Origin of the sequence: Caloramator quimbayensis (assembly GCF_900167605.1) — a bacterium.
GTDB lineage: Bacteria > Bacillota > Clostridia > Clostridiales > Caloramatoraceae > Caloramator_B > Caloramator_B quimbayensis.
The window spans coordinates 80,434-98,713 of sequence record NZ_FUYH01000002.1 but is presented as its reverse complement, the minus strand read 5'-3'; the positions used below and the strand labels follow the sequence as shown (position 1 = coordinate 98,713).

The window sequence follows — 18,280 nt, the reverse complement described above, 5'->3', positions numbered from 1 at the left end:
TGTTAACCGCACTGTCAACTGGGTGGCACTTTTTCTCAAAACAAATCTTTTCTTAAAAATGTTTTTCGTTCCCTTTTAAAGACAATTATTTCAAAATATGAATATTTTATTTAATAATTAAATCGCACAAATCAATATAGGATGAATAAACATCTTTATTTCTAACTTTTATTGTCAGCTTTAAAACTCCAGTTACATTTAAATTAATATTTTGTGGTAAATTATCAGGTGTTATTTCATATTTAGCAAGTAAATTATCGTCACCATAAATTTCAACAGTAGCATCGTTGTTATATTTTGCATAATTGCATGCTCCGATTAGTCCACTTAAATCTGAATATTTTCCCTCAAGATTGAATGAGAATACTGATGAGTTATAAAAAGTAAATAAATGATACCCTTTAAAGTAATCCTTCCCAGCGAGTTTTAAATCTTCATTAATATAGCATTTACCATCTTGTACATTAAATGGTTTTAATATATCGCTCATGTACTGGCCTTCAGGAATTTTCCCAACATAAAATGTTTTTTCCTGGCTTTTGTATTGTATAGTTTTATCCATATTATTAGCAATGTAATTAATAGGTGTATATACATTATTTTGATAAAGTATCAATGATGGAATATTATTAATGCCATCATTATAAGCAGAAGGTCTCTCCGTTCCATCAATTACCAACTTAGCATTAAACTGTGATACAGGACTTTTTATCTTCATATCAGTACCATTAAAAATTACACTTTCTTTTAAATATGGCGCTACCTTGCTCCATGGTACATAATTTTCATTGCCATATTTAATTATAGAAAACGAACTCTTCAAGGTATTTTCATAATATAATTTTACGCTTGAAAAAACAGCAGTTATTTTTGCCGGAGCAGCAAATACTACTGTACTTGATAAAATTAACCCGCAGATAAAACCTATAATTATATACTTGGTCTTGCTTTTAAAATTCATTTTCTCACATCCTCCTTATAAAAATATTTTTAATACACCTTTCAAGGTCTGTCACCATAAAAAAGCTATAAAAACAACAGGCTATTCTTTAATCCAAATTTGCCCCTCTTCATCAGTAATAGTGTTACCATTAATTACCCCTTTAGCTGCCATACCTATTGATGTTTCAAGTGTAATTTCATTTCCATCAATTTTGTACTTCCCAGCAAAACCCAATCCTCCCTCTTTAACATAGAATGTTCCATCCGATTTTAATTCAAGGTACTCTTCTTTATTTTTTTGATTGTAGTAAGTGCCTGATACCGATTTTGAACATGCAGCTAAGGTAAAAGTTAAAACAAATATTGCTACGACTAATATGATATTTCTGATTAAAACCTTTTCATGCATCTTTTGCAGAAGTGTTTTAGAAAACATACCTAATCATCCCCCTAAACTATTTATAAAAAAGTTTTGTTATTATGTGCTATAGAGCACTTTAAAATAAAATTCATGAATAATTCAGGTTTAATGTATTCCTTATTTATTAACATTATCTTTTTTAATAATCTGATTTGCAAATAATACCAATCCAATTGCACCAATAGCAAATCCTGCATATTTGGTTAGATTTGATATCATCATTCCCTGTCTGCCTTCATGCATATCTTGAGTTAAGTAATATTCATAAGCAGAATCATACATACTGCTTCCTAAAACAATTACTAATATTGCAATAATAATCATAATAATGCTAATTATTATCTTCTTATTATTTTTCTTATTTTCAGACATTAAATAAAACCCCCTTAAATAATTAATCTTGAACTGAAAAAATTGAACTCATTAATAACATTATGGTTAGTATGTTCTGTCAAAATAATTCCATTGAACTATACGTTCTAATTTAATCTTGTTATCAATTTTTTTCAAAGATAACACATGTTCACCACGATAAGTAAAGACAGTTCCATTATTATTTTTAGTATTAAATAGTGATGATGCAAAGACTAAGAAAGAATTAGGATCAGCATTAGATTTAACAATTTTATCAACTGATACTCCTCGTATTATATCAAGGTTAAAGGAATCATCAAAAACAATGTTAGCTGGAAATATATATTCATCGTAAGGGCTCAAAATATCTTTAAATTCAGATTTTGCAACATTTTTGACATTCCATGCTTTTATTACTTTTATAATAAAATCCTTAGCATACTCTGATATTAATTCTTCATCTGACTTTTGAGCATTTATTTCACTTGAATTATTACTTTGTTGCTGATTCTGAATTGGAGTTTGTGTTGGAGCTGTATTTGTATTGTTTTGAGCAGTCTCGTTTGGCTTGCTATTGCTTATTGATTGATTTTCATTCTTTTGTTCATTTACAATTTTTCCATTTGAGACTTGTTTATTGTTTTCCTTAGAACATCCTAAAAAAGCAATTATAAAAATTGACACTATAATAAAAGTAGCTATTCTTTTTGACATTTCCTCACATCCTCCTATATAAAAACAAAATAAATACACTATCCAATACCTATCACCATAAATTAGTTTATCTTTTATTTCATATAGAAATTCACCTGTCTCTATTACTATTCCTATTGGTGGTGCAATAACATTCAATGCAAGAACACATGATTAATAAACTATTTCATCAAGATTGTTAATATTTTTGTGTAAAATGTTTACAAACATCCTTGTTGATTCTGTTACCAATTTATTCTAAAAGTGGTGTATTAGTTTGTTTATACAAATCATTCTTAACTAATAATAATTACTTAAAACAATATTCAATATTATGAGTATATCATTTTTATTAGTATTCTATATTTAGTTATTTTAAACGCCACAAGCAGTCATCTTATATTTCTATATCAGAATCCTCCACCATTGCTACCAGATTCTCCTCATTCAAGAAAGTAATATAACTTATACATATCATTTGCTTTTTCTGAGTTTAAATTATTAATATATGTGTTGATACTATGATATTTGAAACTAAGAATATTCTTAATCTTTTCTATAGTATTAATTTGTTGCATTTCTACAGGTATAACATACAAAGTTCCTAATGTGCTTTCCTGTTCCATAACATCCTTAGCAATTAATTGCATATGACTTACAGTTGGTATAGCTAAATTTAGATAGTCCGCGATTTTATCTCCATATATTGGTGAATAAGGAACTGGATCATACTCATTAACTATTGAGAACATGTTCAATTTATCATCAAAAGTCTCAATAAATCTTTTATCTCCAACTGCTGGAGTACCAAAAGTATATACAAAAATTTTATCAGCATCTATTCCTCTTTCATCAAACAACTTTATTGAATATATAGTAGCTATTGCACCGCCTAAACTGTGTCCTGTAATCCAAAATATATAATTGGGATCTTTGCTTTGAATTATTTCTTTCAGTGTTCTTCCTTGAAGATTAATTTTATCCTCTATTTCTTCAAAAGTTTTCTCTATAGAATAAAATCCCTTATAAAAAGACATTTCATTATTGTATCTTTTGCTTTTATAGTCGACCCATGAGATTCTAAAATCATTAATATAGTCAAGTGTACCGCTCGTTCCTTTAAAAGATATCGCAATTACTTTTTTACCACTGCTTAAGTTTCTTATCCCAACAACTGCCTGCAATGATTTATTTTCAATATTTATAATATCTTTAATACTCTTTGATTCATATGTTTTTAGCCAAACATCCTTATTAACATCAAATCCAAGATATTCAAGAGTTTCCCAAAAATGCGTTTCATCATTGTAAGCATCTTTACAAAGCTTCGCAGACCTATAGGCTAACCTTCTATTATATCCTATAAAATTTAATTCTTCTCTTTCTATATCATAAGCTTTTAAGAAAGTTTCATTTATTGTTATTTCCTGCTTCTTTTCTATAAAAGCGGTATCATTAGCTAATTGTTTGGTATTATTATTTTTATCAATTAAATAAATTACAAATGAATATTGTTTATTAAATTCAAATCCATAGTTTTCGAAATTGTTTATCTCCAAATTATATCTTGCTTCACCTAAATATAAATCTGAAGATTTTCTTGTTAACTCAAAATATTTTTGGTTTTCTTTGCAGTACAATTGCAGTCTGCTGTTTTTTGGTATTCCTATTGTATTTACATCAACAGTAATACATTTTAAATTTGAGTTATAATTTGCAAAGTCTTTATTCTTAACTTCCGGTTTATATATTTTTACCATAGTAGTACAATAGTCAAAATCAGCAGTATAGAAGTTATTATTTTTAATATTTTTTAAAAATTGTTCTTCATATCCTTTTGCAATAACAGCACATTTATAAGTTCTATCTCTTTGTAAATGTAAATCTCTTTCTAAATCCCATGCTTTATAATATTTTCTATAGTAATTTGACGCAGCATTATTTTCATAGGATATTTTTGTTATATTATTTATATCATATAACTTATACTTCTCTGTTCCGTCATCATCATAAATTATAATGTAAAATTCCGGAAGATTATTTTTCCCCTTTTCTGCTTCTATACTGACTAACGCTTCAAGTTTATCATCATTCCAATTATATCTAATACTCCAAGATTGTTTAGGTATCGGTGTAATTTTTAGCTTTTCCTTTATATTTGCGTATAAAATTGCGTCCGGATTATTATAACCATCTACAAAAAACATAAATTTTAAATTTTTATTTCTTGGAACTTTGTCAGCTGGTATATATGCTTCATATTTATTAATACTGTGATGTTTTAACTCATTGTGCTCTGATTTTGTTTCATACAGCCATTTTTTATTCTCATCATCATATATTCCAACCCATACAATAGGCCATTCGTTTTCATTTTTTTGGCCAACTATAGGGCTAATATCAGCGCGTACATATATCATATCAGATGCATAAAGATATCTTACTTCTTTATATTCAATAGGATCCATGACTTTTATAATAAATTGTCCATATTTAAATGTGGATAATGATTTTCCTTTTTTAGTTGTAACAAAGATAGTTGCTAAAAACTCTCCTGGTACCGACAATTCATTCTTTTGTGCATTTATTATAAAATTATTCAAATCAAATTTAGTTGAATTTATATTAGTCTTAATAAATGCTTTTGCTTTATTAAATTTAAAATCATTACCCAATCTTTTAATATCAATTCTAACTGTCGTCATAACAGATGTTGTTTTTATGGTTCCAAACAATGCTTTTGCTTGCCCCGGCAAAATTGTAAAATTTTTTGGCAATCCTTTATTGTCAATATCTATATTATTTAGACTATCATTATCTTGCTGTGTTATTTCTATAACTTTTATTGTAACCGTTCCTAAAGGAGTGTTTGTGCTGGTATACCCTTCTGAGTTCGCCCATATCCTTACTGTATATACTCCTGCCTTTGAGAACGTTCCGCTCGTTGTATTTATTTTTACCTCACTTAAATCAAACACCTTTACTCCGCTTAAATTCCTTGTAAAATAGTCCCCTGTATAATCGTTTAACACGTTTACTGTTACCTTTGTTAAATTTGTATTGCTGCTTATTATTCCTATTAAACTCGTGCTTTTTCCCTTCTCTACTTCTATATACCCCTGCAGGTTGCTTATTACCGGCGGGGTGGTGTCTACTTTCTTTTGTTTTATAGTTATAGTTACATATGTGTTTGCATCCCAACTCTCATTTCCACTTGCATCTCTTGCACCTACAGCTATTCGATACTGATGATTTTCTACAAGCATATATGATGGAATTACATAGCTTGTAGTATTCCCAACATTTGCATCTATTATCTTTATATCAGTGGTTAAATCCCTTACCCCTTAAATATAGCTATTAGCTCCTGTCACGCTCGTCCATGAAACTTTAATATCTGCCTTATCGATACTTGAACCGTTTGATGGTGCTACAATTCTCGGTGCGCCTAAAGCAGCATATGCCTTATTATAGTTAGGTATTAATGTAAAAGCATAAATAACAATTAGTAATCTTATCATGACTTTATTAATTGTTTTTTTATACATTGACATCCCCCCTAATTTATTGCATATTCATCAATTTTGGAAGTATTTTTAGGTTAAATTTATTTGAGTTTTTAGAGATTTAATAATTTGTTATGTAACAATTTGCAAATGACTCAATAATAGCTCAACCAAAATGATATTTCTCATAAATTTCTTATATTGTAATTATTTTCTATATTACAATATTTATTATAATTAAGTTAACATGTATATAAAATAAAACTTATGCAAACAGCTTTTTTTTGGTGATAAAATTTCCAAATTAGTTTTTTTAATTGAAAAAATCAGCTTTTTACAAAATAAAAACTGCAGCTATTACATTTCTTTATAATTCAGCTGCAGTTAAATACATATTATGAAATTATTAATTCTTGTTTAACTATGTTATTCTCAATAAAAGTATTCAACAATACATTTTTGTATTTTTTAGCTATGTTTTTCAAAATCCAAAGTCCTAGTCCGCGTCCTTCCCCCTTTGTAGACCAACCATGCTCAAACATTTTGTTTACATCTGGTTTACTTATACTCGTATTTTCTATTGTAAATGTAGTTACACCTTCATCCTTAAATACAGAAATATTAACATATTTTTCGTGGCTATCACTTGCCGCTTCTGCTGCATTATCTAATAGTATTCCTAACATATCACATAGGTCACTCATCTTTATATTAATCTCGTTAACATCATTATTTACTATTAGTTTTACATTAATGCCTAATTTTTTCATATTTTCAATCTTGCTCATAATAAGCCCTGCTAAACCTGCACTTTTTATTTTTTGAAACATAAATGTATTACTTATATTTTCATTTGATTGTTTTTGGATAATTTCATCAATATATTCTTCAATTCCATTCCAATCTTTGTATATTATAAACCCTTTAATAGATGCTAAAATATTATCATAACTATGCTTTATAACTCTTAAATCATTTAATAGAATACTCATTGCATTATTATAGAACTTTTGTTGCTCCAATTCTTGGCTTTTTTGTTCAATCTTTATAAAACTCATTGATATAATTATATTAAAGCAAAAATATAAAATGTATACTGCTGAAAGAAAAATTAACATGTTTAATTCCAGACTGTTTTTCATATAGAAAAAGATTATGGTTACATTTGCCATAATAACTAAAACTGTCAATAGAACAAAAATAATCATGTAAATTAAATTTTTGGTTCTTATATTAAATATCATTTTAACTTTATCTTTATGTATCTTTATAACTAAAATCAGGATAGTTTTTACTATATAGATAACTATATTACTTAACAATATATATACTCCGCTATTAACAACCTGATAAGCATTTAAGTTAAAAAATGAAAAAATGAAGAATGCAAAAAATCCAAAAAGTATATCAATAATTGCAATAGAATATACACATAATAGACTCTTAACAATTGTAAGTTTTGTTGAAAGTTTTACTGTTATAGCTAAGAAAAATTGTTGTATTATTGGAAAAAATATTATATGAACTATACCAGAGGTTCTCTCTTGTATCACGTAAAGTATAAAAGTTACAGCACCCAATACTAAAAAGTTAATTACATTTCTTATAAATTTATAATTTAGATTGTTTAAAACCATTACAAAAACAAGCATATATAAAGCATCAAAAAAAGCTATTGCAAATTTTAAATATATACTAATATTTTGTATCATCCAAAACCCCCCCCTTATATTTTCTACCAATAAAACAAATCTGACCATTTTCTAAAACTAATTCCATCTTACCTAATCTTATTTCTTGTATATATCTTTTATTTACGATATAACTCTTATGACACCTTACAAAGCAACTATAATTTAATAAGTTTCTTTCAAAATAATCAAGAGATTCGTAACATGAAATCTGATTATTAATAGTATGAATAATTGCTTTGTTTTGTAATTTTTCAATAAACATAATATCTTCTATTTTTATTCTGAAGATGCTATTGCCTGATTTCACAGTTAAAACTCTTAAATTATCTTCTGTAGAACTGTTTCGTTCCACATAGTCATTATATATATCAATCAAGCACTTTTTTATTATACCTTTAGTTGCTGGTTTAGGTAAAAAATCAAAAGCTCTAACTTTAAATGCTTGAAGTACAAATTCTAAATGCTCTGAAACAAATACTATATATGCTAATTTTATTTTTTCTCTAATAAGAATTGCTAATTCATATCCATTACTGCCGTTTTTGAAATTAATATCTAATAAAAAAACATTTGCAGTATTTGATTGAACAAATTTTTTTACATCTTCTGGACTATTAGTTTTTAAAACCAATCTACCTTCAATATTACTATTTTTTATTACATCCTGAACAAAATATTCAAGGGTATTTAGATGTTGTAAATTATCTTCACAAATCACAATTTCTAACATTTTCCCATCCCTTAAAGTTTATATAATTATTTCCTTTCTTATCAAAACATTTATATGTTATTAAAAATAAGTTATACCTGCATTTTTACATTATTTTTATTCAGAAGTTCGCTATTTTTAATTGAGTGTTTTTAATTTTTATTTGATATTTATAAATTCCTAAAATATTTCTCGGTAAATACAGGATTTAACTTATGATAAAAATCTATTAAAATCCTTACTTTTTTATTAAGTCTCTCGCTGCTGTCTACAAGCTTCCAAAAACTTTTATCATTCATAAACAAATAGTTCGATATTTCTGCTATATCCTCCTCAATTGCAGACATAGAATATTGATTAACAAAACCCTTTTTGGCAAGCTCCATGCTAAGGTTCATAGAATTATTCCCATCTTTTATTGCCTCTGTTCCTCCGTCTCCATAGTTAAATCCTTCAATATTGGCATTTTTCCATTCTTTTTCATTAAACAATTCCATATTATTAGTGTATAATATGTGGTTCAGCTCATGGTGAAATATCATTTTAATATCTTTAGTGCTGTAATTATCATCACACATATAAATATTCATTCTCATGTCGCTTGTACCGCCAACTGATATTCCTTCATATTTTATGCTCCTAAAAAAGCTTATGCTGTTTAAATTAGCAGCTAAAACTTCTTTTGGATATTTTTTAAGTTCAGTATTAAAAATATTTTTAAGCCTGCTTACCTCTTTTTTATCAAGAGGTTCATATTTAAGATCATTTAATGAATCAATAACATGGGGTGAGAAAACTTTATCTAAATCTAATTTTTCTGTAATGAATTTCATCTCTACATCAGGGCTCTCCCTGACCACAATCTTTAGCTTTACAGGTTTATCATATCCCCTAACAAATCCATTATCGTAAAAATAAATATCAGGCTTATCTGTTTCAGGAGGGCTGCAATCAAATTTAACTTCTACCTCCTTTAAAGTTCCATCCTCTAACTGTGCTTTTACTTTTGTTGGCAATTCTGCTTTTCCTCCAACTAATGTAACCTGCACAATATCATCAACATTAACTATTTTAGGAACCACATTAATAACCGCTTTCACAGTTTTATCGCTGTTTTTAATCTTACCATATATTTCAAAGGTTCCTGCCTTTTTAGTATCAACTTTAGGATTCTCCCATTCCACCTCATAACTTTTCCATTTCCCATTCACCATAACTGCATCTACTGAAGAAGGAAGTTCATAGCTGTCATTCATTTTAAGAGTAACTGTTTTCTCAGGTATTTTTAAAATCTTTGAATTGGCATATAAAGTATACGATAGAAAAATAATAACTGAAAAAATGATTACAGTAGAAAGAATTATTATTTTGGACTTGTTTTTCATAATATTCCCCCTAATGCTTCTAATTTTTGAATAAATTCCGAATATTTATATATTTTACATCTATGCATATATTATAACCTAAAAAAACAACTTCTTCAGTATTAATTTTCCTATTTTATTATTTTTTACTTACAGAAATTTATGTAACCACAATTTCTTAAATAAATATAAAAAAACAGCCGCACTACACATATCTCAGCACTGGTAATGCTAAAAATCTTAGTAATGCAGCTGTTTTTTTTAAATTTGCCCTCTTTGTTATTCTCTATTTTACCCTATTCTATTGTAATATTATTTAATTTATCTTTTGATTTTACCGATGGTTTCTCTTTTATTTTCTGTGCATTTTCGTTAAGGCTTTCAAGAATTATTCTTCCTAAATCCCTAAGTTCCTTTGACACCTCTAACGGCAGATAATTAATTATTTTATCTGCAGTGCTAAGCTTATAACCAATAAATTTTTTTATTAATGTTTCATTCATTTTTATCACTTCCAAACCATATTTTTAATACTTCCTCTTCAAACTTTGCTTTTTTTATTGAGAAGTCTAAAAGGGTTCTTGGAAGAGTTATATTCCTTTTAATATTTCCCGCTTTTATTATAAGTTCATCTCCTTTTTGGCTGAGGGAGAGATCCTTTTTATCAACAAAGGGAATATCAATTGAAAGTACATAATCCTCTCCTTCCTTATTAACCTTCTGAGCCCTCCCGTTATATTTAATTTCAGTCGGATCTTCATCCTTAAAAATCGCCTCCCCCATCCTTTCAAGCATTTCCATTCCCACTATTTCATTTTCAAACAAAGGTGCATAATATATCGGTATAGGCGAAAAGCTTTCATTTATTTCAGTTTTATATTTCTTTTGTATATCCTTCCATACCTTAAAATAGTCATCTGTTACATTCTCTGGAATAACCCTGTTTACTACCACAGCATCCACATTAAAATCATAAATGTTGAGATAGGTGAAGCTTCTCTGCGCTTCCTTTATAACCATTTTTTCAGGATTTACAACAATTCTTATGCTTGTTGTATTTCTATCTGAAAAAACTCTTTTCATCTCATCGAGCTGATAATACATATTGTCAATTTCATCAAGTACCTGATCAGACGGCATAGGTATTTTAAGCAGAGATTCTGCAATTGGTCCTGCAACTTTGATGGCCTTTTTCTTCATCGGAAAAAGCTTCTCCATCCACCATCTTAACATTTCAGGAAAGCTTAAAAGGGCAAGAGTTTCTCCAGTTGGAGCACAATCTATAATAATCGTGTCAAATCTTCCTTCTTTATAATATTTTAGTATTCTAATAAGACTTAGCAAATCTTCCATACCTGGGAAAACTGTAAGTTCCTGTGTTGTAATATCCTTTACAGCTTTTGATGTAAAGAGCTCAGTTAAATATTTCTGTACCTTACCCCACCCCTCTTCAATTTCATGTATTGTATCTATTTCCTGAGCCCAAAGGTTCTCCTTAATTTCAACAGGCTCATTAGAAAGCTTCATATCAAGAGAATCTCCAAGGCTGTGAGCAGGGTCAGTGCTTACAACAAGAGTTTTCATACCCCTGTTTGCACTTTTTAAAGCAGAAGATGCGGCAATGCTGGTTTTTCCAACTCCGCCTTTACCGGTATATAATATTATTCTCATAACATTTCCCCCTTTTATATATATACTTATTATACTTCATTTTGCGAATATTACGCATTGCGAAATATTTATTCTATAAAATGCCCAATTTAATGGGCGTTATTCAATATCTATTTTCTTTATTACCGTTTTGTCTTCATCAGTATTCTCCATAATATTTATATCTGTCTGCAGCTTATTCATTATTTTAAAAGCTATTCCGATCAAGAACTGTTTTTCTTCTCCTGTTAAATCCTCAAGAATTATTTTTAGATATTTTGAAATAGTATCCCTTAAGTCATTAATAAACTTACAGCCTGCATCGGTAAGTTTTATTACAACTATCCTTCTGTCCGTCTCGCTTCTGCTCCTGCTTACATATCCATTTCTTACAAGCCTGTCGACTATGCCAGTAGCAGTACTCATCGGACAATTTATATATCCCACAAGCTCCGTCATTGTCACTTCGCTTTTTCTATCGATAAAAAGCATTGTAAAAAGCTCATACTTAGAAAACTTTAAATCTATCTTAATCCATTCCTCAGGAAAAAAGAGTTTTTTAACATTATCAATAAAAAAATCTAAAATATTATCTACATCATTCATTATTCCGACCTCCAAATATTTCACAATTCGAAATATCTAATTATAGGATATTCCTTTCTTTATAATTTGTCAAGTATTCTTTTATGATATTCATAAGTTGAAAAATCATTTAAAAATAACTTTAAATAGTTCACATATATACCATTAACTAACATAATTATTTATTTTTATAAAATAAATTGTATTTATCCAAAGATTACCTTAAAATAGAAATATAAAATTAGTTATTTGAATAGTAATCGATGAGGAGGTTCAAAATGAAAAAATTTAATAATTACATCAATTTAGGACTTCTCTTTAACGCAATTTCAATTGTCTCATATAGGTTCAATCTTCTGCCAAGTTTTATTGAAGGATTATGTACAGGGTTAGGGATTGCATTTATATTCTTAGGACTATATGCAGAAAATCATAGTATTGAAAAATTTAAAAGCTGCAAAAAATATTTATTAAACAAAGCATTAGGAAAATAAGGCAAAATAAAATCATGCTCCCTCTGGTAAAAATTTAAATTTACCATAAGGGAGCATGTTCTCTTAAATCTTAACGTCTTTGTCACATGTAAATTAGGTGGCACTTTTATTTGCACAAATCAATTGTATAATTTAAAATCGTATCGTAAGGATTTATTATACTTTCTTTATTATTCTCACCATATTCCACAGCTTTTACAAAATCCTCATATTTCCACTCAACATATATATCCGGCTGGGTATGGAATTCTTCGTTTGATGTGCCGTCAGGATTAAGTCCCATATCTAATGGAAATCTCACTAAAAGCCCGCTGTTAGGAAGGACGGCTACAGCTGGGTCTATTCCTATTCCATCCCCTCCAGTTACAGTTCCTACAAGAGTTGCAAAACCTGTTGCCTTTGAAAAGGCTGCAAAGGTTTCCGCTGAAGAATAAACATAATCATCAACAAGAAGGAATATCTTACCCTTAAACCCAACGGTATTCTTGGGAGCAATTTTTTTATTGCTTTCAACATATCCAAAAAATAAATCCTTTGTCTCCTTTGGATAATTTAATCCTTCAGGAAGCTTATCTATGGATTTTGTTAAAATACCCCTCGATGCCAAAAAGGGCTTTATCTCACTTCCTCCTCTAAAAAGAGTATAAAACTTTGCACTTATATTTTTATTTATGAGAGGAGAAATAATGTTTTTATAATAATTCTCGCTTCCCCCTCCATTGCCCCTAATATCTATAATAAGATAAGGATAATCCTTAACGCTCTTTAAAAATGAATATATTCCCTCCCTGTCCTTATCCACATATTCATAAGAAAGGGACCTTACCTTCAAGTAAGCAATTTTATCCTTATCAATTATTTGAGTATCATATACTTTATCGGGTTTTTCATTTTTATTATTTTTCCACTTTACGTTTTCCCCCTTTAAAGTCCTATCTATAATTTCCCCATCTAAAGTCTTAAGCTTTACACTTATGATTTCATCCTGCCTGCAGGGTAAAACTAAAGCATTAACTTTAAGTTTATTCCTTTTAAAATCAAAGCTCAAATAAAAGCTATCGGTATTTGAAAGCAAAAATTTATCAATATCTTTCCCGTTTACTTCAAGGAGAGTTGAAAACTTAGGTATGCCATATTCTTTAAGCTTATCTTCCTCAGTTATGCTTTTATATGCTATATATTTCCCCTCAACATATTTAAAAGCGATTGGAACTATAAAACTCTCACTTTTAATAATTTGACTCCACTTACTGTACTTTTTCTCAACATCCTTATTCGCTATAACTTTTTTCCATGCATAATTACCTAACCCTTTATATGCACCTTTGTACATATCATAATCTGAAGGCTCTATTATGTTGGTATGACCGTTTTGAAGAAGATACAGCATTTTATCTATGTTTTCATAAAATTCAACGTTATCTTTAGAAGAGATAACCATATTTTTAAGCTCCTCTTTATTAGATAGGAAATCATACCCGGTTTTTCTCTTTAAAACCTCGATATAGGGATAGTTATCCTTTATAACATTATAAAGATAATTAAAATCCTCAAGCTTCTGCTCAGCTGTAAGCTCCCCTAATTCTCCCTTTTTAACATTTACTCTAACATTTATAGACTTAAAATATACAAATCCATAAATTGTTAATACAGCAAAAATAATTATAAAAAATATTCTGTTTCTTTTCATTCCCTCAACCCTTCCATTATTATCTATCATTCTCCGGTGCCTATCACCGGAGAATGGAGAATTACACTTTCAGCACTCAGCTGTAAAACCTTATAACCATATCCTCGTAAAACCTTTCTGGAAGAAACTTTTTAAGGCTGGCAGCAAGCTTTTGGCTCTTAAAGCCTATTTTATACCTTAGTCTTGGATTTTTAGTGTTTATAATTTTATATATAACCTTAGCCATTTCAACAGGCTCGCATCCGTTATTCTCCTCACATTCAACAAAATTCATATTTTTAATAAAAGCCTCCCTATAGGCTGAACCCTCACCTGAGTTTTTAACATATCTCCTGTTTGCTGTAAATCCCGTTTTAAAATCTCCCGGCTCTATAATGCACACCTTAATTCCAAAGCCTTTTACTTCCTTGCTTAATGCCTCAGTAAATCCCTCAACTGCAAACTTGCTTGCACTGTATAATCCTTGAAAGGGAAGGCCTATTATCCCTCCAATTGAGCTGGTGTTTATAATATACCCCTGCCCCATCCTTCTCATATTAGGAAGTACAGCCCTTGTAACTCTCATCATTCCAAAAAAATTCGTCTCAAATATTTGTTTTGCCTCCTCAAGGGTTGTATCCTCAATAGAGCCTGATATTCCCATTCCGGCATTGTTATAAAGAACATCTATTTTCCCTTCCCTGTTTAATATATAATTTACTGCATCCTTTACCGATTCCTCCTCTGTAACATCCATATTAACCATGGTAAAAAGTCCTCTTTTTTCTCCATTAATGCATTTTCTGCTGCTTCCGTAAACCTTATACCCTTTTTTAGAAAGATACTCTGCTGTTTCCTTTCCGAATCCTGAGGATGCACCTGTAACTAAAACCACAAAATTATCTTTCACTGTACTTACCTCCATCCATACAAGGCAGCTTAATTCCTTCTTTTTCAGCGATGTTTTTTAGGGTATCAAGGGCATATACAATCTGGTCCCTGTTATGATTGCAGTTTACGCAGAATCTGAGCCTTGCATATCCCTTTGGAACTGCAGGATAAACAGCAGGAGGAACAAAAACACCGTTTTTAAGCAGAAGGTTGCTTAGAATAAAAGCATCCCTGTCCTTGCCAACTAATATAGGTATTATTGCAGTTTCCTTTGCAAGACATGTATTAAGATTCCTTAAATGAGCTTCTTCTATAAATATTTTTATGTTTTCATGAAGTTTTTTAACCATGGAATTGTCCCTCTGAATAAGCCTTACAGCAGCAAGGGTAGCAGCCGCCGATGGAGGATTTATTCCAACGCTGAAAACAAATCCTGGAAGGTTATATCTTAAATATTCAATCAAAGATTTTTTCCCAGCAAGATATCCTCCGCAGGTTCCAAGACCCTTTGAGAGAGTTCCCATCTTAATATCTATTTCATCTCCCTTAAGTTTAAAATACTCATCAACTCCTCCTCCATGCTCTCCAATAACACAGGATGAATGGGCCTCGTCAACCATTAAGAAAAATCCGTACTTTTCCTTTAACTTTATAAATTCAGGAATTGGTGCGATATCCCCATCCATGCTGTAGACTCCTTCAACGACAACAAGGATTTTTTCATAATAGTCCCTGTTCTGCCTTAATATCCTTTCAAGAGCATCTATGTCGTTATGAGGAAAAGCCTTTGCAGCGGCCCTCGATATCCTGCATCCCTGTTCTATGGAATTATGGGACAGGGCATCATAAAGTATTAAATCATTTTCGCCGCAGAAGTTTCCAACAAATGTAACATTCGTTGCATGGCCAGAAACAAGAACGAGGCAATCCTCAGCATGTTTCCATTTTGCTATTTCTCTTTCAAGTTCAATATATAAATTCTTCTCTCCAGATATGAGCCTGCTTCCGCTCGCTGATGTACCATACTTTTCAGCAGCCTCCTTTGCAGCTTTAACAGTCTGCGGGTGTCCCGACATTCCCACATAGTTATATGAGCCGAAATTAATAACTTCTCTGTCTTTAACAATAGATGTATCCCTAATTATAGAATCGTGGCATATAAAATATGGATTTTCTGTGCTTTCAAGAAGCCTTCTTCTCTTTTCAAAATCTTTATATTCAATAGAATCTTCAAAGGTTTTAACAGCTTTTCTTTTTACTTTTTTTGCTGAAGCATCCTTAGCTGCTGCAGCCTCACCTGAAATATGCTTTAAAATAAGATTTGAAAGTTCTTCTATGTTAGTGCATTTATAATATTCTGCGTCAGATAATAAAATATCATATTTTTCTTCAATCTTTAATCTAAGTTCAATGCTCTGAAGGCTATCCCCTCCAAGGTCATTAACAAAGTGGGCATTATCGGCAATAGAATCAGATGCAATTCCAAGAACATCGGAAAAGTAAAGCCTTATCTGCTCTTTAATTGATGATAAATTTATTAAAATATTTTTGTCCTGTTCCTTATTCTTTTCATCTTCAGACTTTTTTATCTCAACAGCGCTGCATACAAAACTCCTATCTTCAATAAGTTTTTTAAGTTTTTGCCTTTGAATCTTTCCGTTAACCGATGGGAGAGGGTTTTCAGATAAAAGAAGCTTTTTTATCCTTTTATATATTGGAAGGCTTTCGTTTATTTTATATACCAATCCTCCAATATATTCTCTGTAATCATTTCCTTTTTCTTCAGAATATACAACAAGGCTTATATCTTCACTTTCTCTTTCGTTTTTTAATCCAAGTGCGCATATTTCCTTAACACCCTCTATATTTCCAAAATAATCCTCTATTTCATCTGGATATACGTTTTCCCCAGAATCATTTATTATAACATCCTTTATTCTTCCGTGAATAAAAAGCTCTCCATCCTTTATGATTGCAATATCACCTGTTGCAAAATATCCATCATAGGTTTCAGCAGGATAAAACTTTTTATCCTTAATTCTTCCCTTATGAATGCATTCACCCTTTACAAAAAGTTCTCCAGCTCCATCTGAAGCGGTAACTTTAAAGCTTAAGGAGGGAAATGCCTCTCCAAGATTTGCCTTTAGCCTCTTATCTATATCAAACCCTGTATAAACCGAAGCTATTCCAATTTCCGTCATGCCATAGCCCGATACAAGATAAAATCCGAGAGCATTTAATACCCTCAATGTTTCTATGGGGATATGTCCTCCTCCTGTAACAAGAGCTACTATATCATTTCCCAAAAATTCCTTATGTATATCATAAAAAAGTTTCTTAAATACTATTTGCCTTCCCTGCTCCCCAAGGCTTCTTTGAAGCTCAAGGCTCAGGTTTATCATTTTTTCTATAAATTCCTTTTCTTTTTCAGAGCTCTGACTAAACCTTTTCATTATGCCCATGGAAAGATTATTATAAAGAGCTGGAACTCCAAGTATATGGGTAACCCTGTGCCTTCTGCAGGCTGTTATAATCGTACTTTGGGCTCTGTTTTTAAGATAAACAACCGTCTTTCCATAAAAAGAATACCATAGATAAACTCCTATAATACCAAAAACATGATGAAAGGGAAGAAAAGCAAGAACTTTTGCCTCACCCTCGGGCATTAAAAGGGGAGATTTATTTTTAAGAGCCTCACCGTTTAAAAGCTGTCCGCATATATTATATCCATCATATACATAGATTTTAGAAGTTGCAGTAGTTCCAGATGTACAAAGAGCAATCTCGTCTGCCCAATCTGCATTAAAATTTATAAATTCATCACTTTCACATATTAAATCCCTATAATCAATTTTTAATATATCAAAACCAATTCTTGAAAAATCATCGGTTATTACTGCCGCTGCTCCAGTTTCATTAACAAGGTGTCTTAAAAGCTCTGAAGTTGCTCTAAAATCTATAAGAAGAGGTTTAAAGCCTGCCATTAATACAGCCCAGAAAACAACAGGCCACTCAGGACAGTTGTCAAGCATAAGGCCTACAAAACTGCCCTTTTCTACCTTTATCATCTGCTGAAGTTTATATGCTGCATTATATACTGCATTCTTATAATACCTATATGTAAAAGTTTTTATAGAATCATCCTCCATATATTCTGCAGCAGCTAAATCCCCATTTTCACATATAATATCAAACAAGTTCTTAAAAGTAGGGTTATCTTTTAGCTTTAAAACTCTTTCACTCCTAAAATCATGCAATGTAATCATTCCTCCCTGTTCATTTTTATTAAATCAGCATTTCAAGATTTA

The 18,280-nt window shown here is 30.3% G+C and carries 16 protein-coding genes; 1 reads left to right on the top strand and 15 read right to left on the bottom strand.

Going from position 1 to position 18,280, the window contains the following annotated elements:
* Nucleotides 1-106: 106 nt before the first annotated feature.
* From B5D15_RS01765 to B5D15_RS01710, 12 genes are all read right to left on the bottom strand, one after another.
* Nucleotides 107-961, bottom strand: coding sequence for an NPCBM/NEW2 domain-containing protein (locus B5D15_RS01765; RefSeq protein WP_078695388.1), 855 nt, complete (start codon nt 959-961; stop codon nt 107-109).
* 81 nt (nt 962-1,042) lie between these two features.
* Nucleotides 1,043-1,378: a hypothetical protein gene (locus B5D15_RS01760; RefSeq protein WP_078695387.1), complete on the bottom strand. Its 336-nt coding sequence runs from the start codon at nt 1,376-1,378 to the stop codon at nt 1,043-1,045.
* A gap of 102 nt (nt 1,379-1,480) precedes the next feature.
* Nucleotides 1,481-1,735, bottom strand: a complete 255-nt coding sequence (locus B5D15_RS01755; RefSeq protein WP_078695386.1) for a hypothetical protein — start codon at nt 1,733-1,735, stop codon at nt 1,481-1,483.
* A gap of 66 nt (nt 1,736-1,801) precedes the next feature.
* On the bottom strand, nt 1,802-2,569 hold the full coding sequence (locus B5D15_RS01750; RefSeq protein WP_078695385.1) for a hypothetical protein: 768 nt from the start codon (nt 2,567-2,569) through the stop codon (nt 1,802-1,804).
* Between the two features lie 284 nt (nt 2,570-2,853).
* Entirely contained in the window at nt 2,854-5,676 is a 2,823-nt protein-coding gene (locus B5D15_RS01745; RefSeq protein ID WP_078695384.1) for a lipase family protein, read from the bottom strand.
* Between the two features lie 81 nt (nt 5,677-5,757).
* Entirely contained in the window at nt 5,758-5,958 is a 201-nt protein-coding gene (locus B5D15_RS01740) for a hypothetical protein (RefSeq protein ID WP_078695383.1), read from the bottom strand.
* A gap of 353 nt (nt 5,959-6,311) precedes the next feature.
* The gene (locus B5D15_RS01735; RefSeq protein ID WP_179122151.1) at nt 6,312-7,628 is read right to left on the bottom strand and encodes a sensor histidine kinase; all 1,317 of its coding nucleotides are present in this window, start codon (nt 7,626-7,628) and stop codon (nt 6,312-6,314) included.
* Nucleotides 7,612-8,340, bottom strand: coding sequence for a LytR/AlgR family response regulator transcription factor (locus tag B5D15_RS01730; RefSeq protein ID WP_078695381.1), 729 nt, complete (start codon nt 8,338-8,340; stop codon nt 7,612-7,614). Before B5D15_RS01730 ends, B5D15_RS01735 begins: the two co-directional genes overlap by 17 nt.
* A gap of 149 nt (nt 8,341-8,489) precedes the next feature.
* On the bottom strand, nt 8,490-9,704 hold the full coding sequence (locus tag B5D15_RS01725) for a putative zinc-binding metallopeptidase (RefSeq protein WP_078695380.1): 1,215 nt from the start codon (nt 9,702-9,704) through the stop codon (nt 8,490-8,492).
* Nucleotides 9,705-9,979: 275 nt separating this feature from the next.
* A complete protein-coding gene (locus B5D15_RS01720; RefSeq protein ID WP_078695379.1) occupies nt 9,980-10,186 on the bottom strand; it encodes a hypothetical protein in 207 nt (68 codons plus the stop codon).
* On the bottom strand, nt 10,179-11,354 hold the full coding sequence (locus B5D15_RS01715; RefSeq protein ID WP_078695378.1) for an ArsA family ATPase: 1,176 nt from the start codon (nt 11,352-11,354) through the stop codon (nt 10,179-10,181). Before B5D15_RS01715 ends, B5D15_RS01720 begins: the two co-directional genes overlap by 8 nt.
* A gap of 99 nt (nt 11,355-11,453) precedes the next feature.
* Nucleotides 11,454-11,939 (bottom strand): MarR family winged helix-turn-helix transcriptional regulator, encoded by a 486-nt coding sequence (locus B5D15_RS01710; protein ID WP_078695377.1) that lies wholly within the window; start codon nt 11,937-11,939, stop codon nt 11,454-11,456.
* 257 nt (nt 11,940-12,196) lie between these two features.
* Between B5D15_RS01710 and B5D15_RS01705 the strand changes: the two genes are divergently transcribed.
* The gene (locus B5D15_RS01705) at nt 12,197-12,412 is read left to right on the top strand and encodes a hypothetical protein (protein WP_078695376.1); all 216 of its coding nucleotides are present in this window, start codon (nt 12,197-12,199) and stop codon (nt 12,410-12,412) included.
* Nucleotides 12,413-12,518: 106 nt separating this feature from the next.
* On the opposite strand, the gene B5D15_RS01700 is transcribed toward B5D15_RS01705, so the two are convergent.
* From B5D15_RS01700 to B5D15_RS15740, 3 genes are all read right to left on the bottom strand, one after another.
* A complete protein-coding gene (locus B5D15_RS01700) occupies nt 12,519-14,102 on the bottom strand; it encodes a S41 family peptidase (protein WP_179122150.1) in 1,584 nt (527 codons plus the stop codon).
* Between the two features lie 76 nt (nt 14,103-14,178).
* Nucleotides 14,179-14,991, bottom strand: a complete 813-nt coding sequence (locus tag B5D15_RS01695; protein ID WP_207651439.1) for an SDR family oxidoreductase — start codon at nt 14,989-14,991, stop codon at nt 14,179-14,181.
* A complete protein-coding gene (locus tag B5D15_RS15740; RefSeq protein ID WP_078695373.1) occupies nt 14,981-18,238 on the bottom strand; it encodes an aminotransferase class I/II-fold pyridoxal phosphate-dependent enzyme in 3,258 nt (1,085 codons plus the stop codon). Before B5D15_RS15740 ends, B5D15_RS01695 begins: the two co-directional genes overlap by 11 nt.
* Nucleotides 18,239-18,280 lie beyond the last annotated feature (42 nt).

What these genes read in the sequence shown, in the direction of transcription:
- B5D15_RS01735 (WP_179122151.1), bottom strand. Translation starts at nt 7,628, where the DNA reads ATGATACAAAATATTAGTATATATTTAAAATTTGCAATAGCTTTTTTT.
- B5D15_RS01725 (WP_078695380.1), bottom strand. Translation starts at nt 9,704, where the DNA reads ATGAAAAACAAGTCCAAAATAATAATTCTTTCTACTGTAATCATTTTT.
- B5D15_RS01705 (WP_078695376.1), top strand. Translation starts at nt 12,197, where the DNA reads ATGAAAAAATTTAATAATTACATCAATTTAGGACTTCTCTTTAACGCA.
- B5D15_RS01745 (WP_078695384.1), bottom strand. Translation starts at nt 5,676, where the DNA reads ATGCTTGTAGAAAATCATCAGTATCGAATAGCTGTAGGTGCAAGAGAT.
- B5D15_RS01760 (WP_078695387.1), bottom strand. Translation starts at nt 1,378, where the DNA reads ATGTTTTCTAAAACACTTCTGCAAAAGATGCATGAAAAGGTTTTAATC.
- B5D15_RS01720 (WP_078695379.1), bottom strand. Translation starts at nt 10,186, where the DNA reads ATGAATGAAACATTAATAAAAAAATTTATTGGTTATAAGCTTAGCACT.
- B5D15_RS01730 (WP_078695381.1), bottom strand. Translation starts at nt 8,340, where the DNA reads ATGTTAGAAATTGTGATTTGTGAAGATAATTTACAACATCTAAATACC.
- B5D15_RS01700 (WP_179122150.1), bottom strand. Translation starts at nt 14,102, where the DNA reads ATGAAAAGAAACAGAATATTTTTTATAATTATTTTTGCTGTATTAACA.
- B5D15_RS01715 (WP_078695378.1), bottom strand. Translation starts at nt 11,354, where the DNA reads ATGAGAATAATATTATATACCGGTAAAGGCGGAGTTGGAAAAACCAGC.
- B5D15_RS01710 (WP_078695377.1), bottom strand. Translation starts at nt 11,939, where the DNA reads ATGAATGATGTAGATAATATTTTAGATTTTTTTATTGATAATGTTAAA.
- B5D15_RS01740 (WP_078695383.1), bottom strand. Translation starts at nt 5,958, where the DNA reads ATGTATAAAAAAACAATTAATAAAGTCATGATAAGATTACTAATTGTT.
- B5D15_RS01765 (WP_078695388.1), bottom strand. Translation starts at nt 961, where the DNA reads ATGAATTTTAAAAGCAAGACCAAGTATATAATTATAGGTTTTATCTGC.
- B5D15_RS15740 (WP_078695373.1), bottom strand. Translation starts at nt 18,238, where the DNA reads ATGATTACATTGCATGATTTTAGGAGTGAAAGAGTTTTAAAGCTAAAA.
- B5D15_RS01755 (WP_078695386.1), bottom strand. Translation starts at nt 1,735, where the DNA reads ATGTCTGAAAATAAGAAAAATAATAAGAAGATAATAATTAGCATTATT.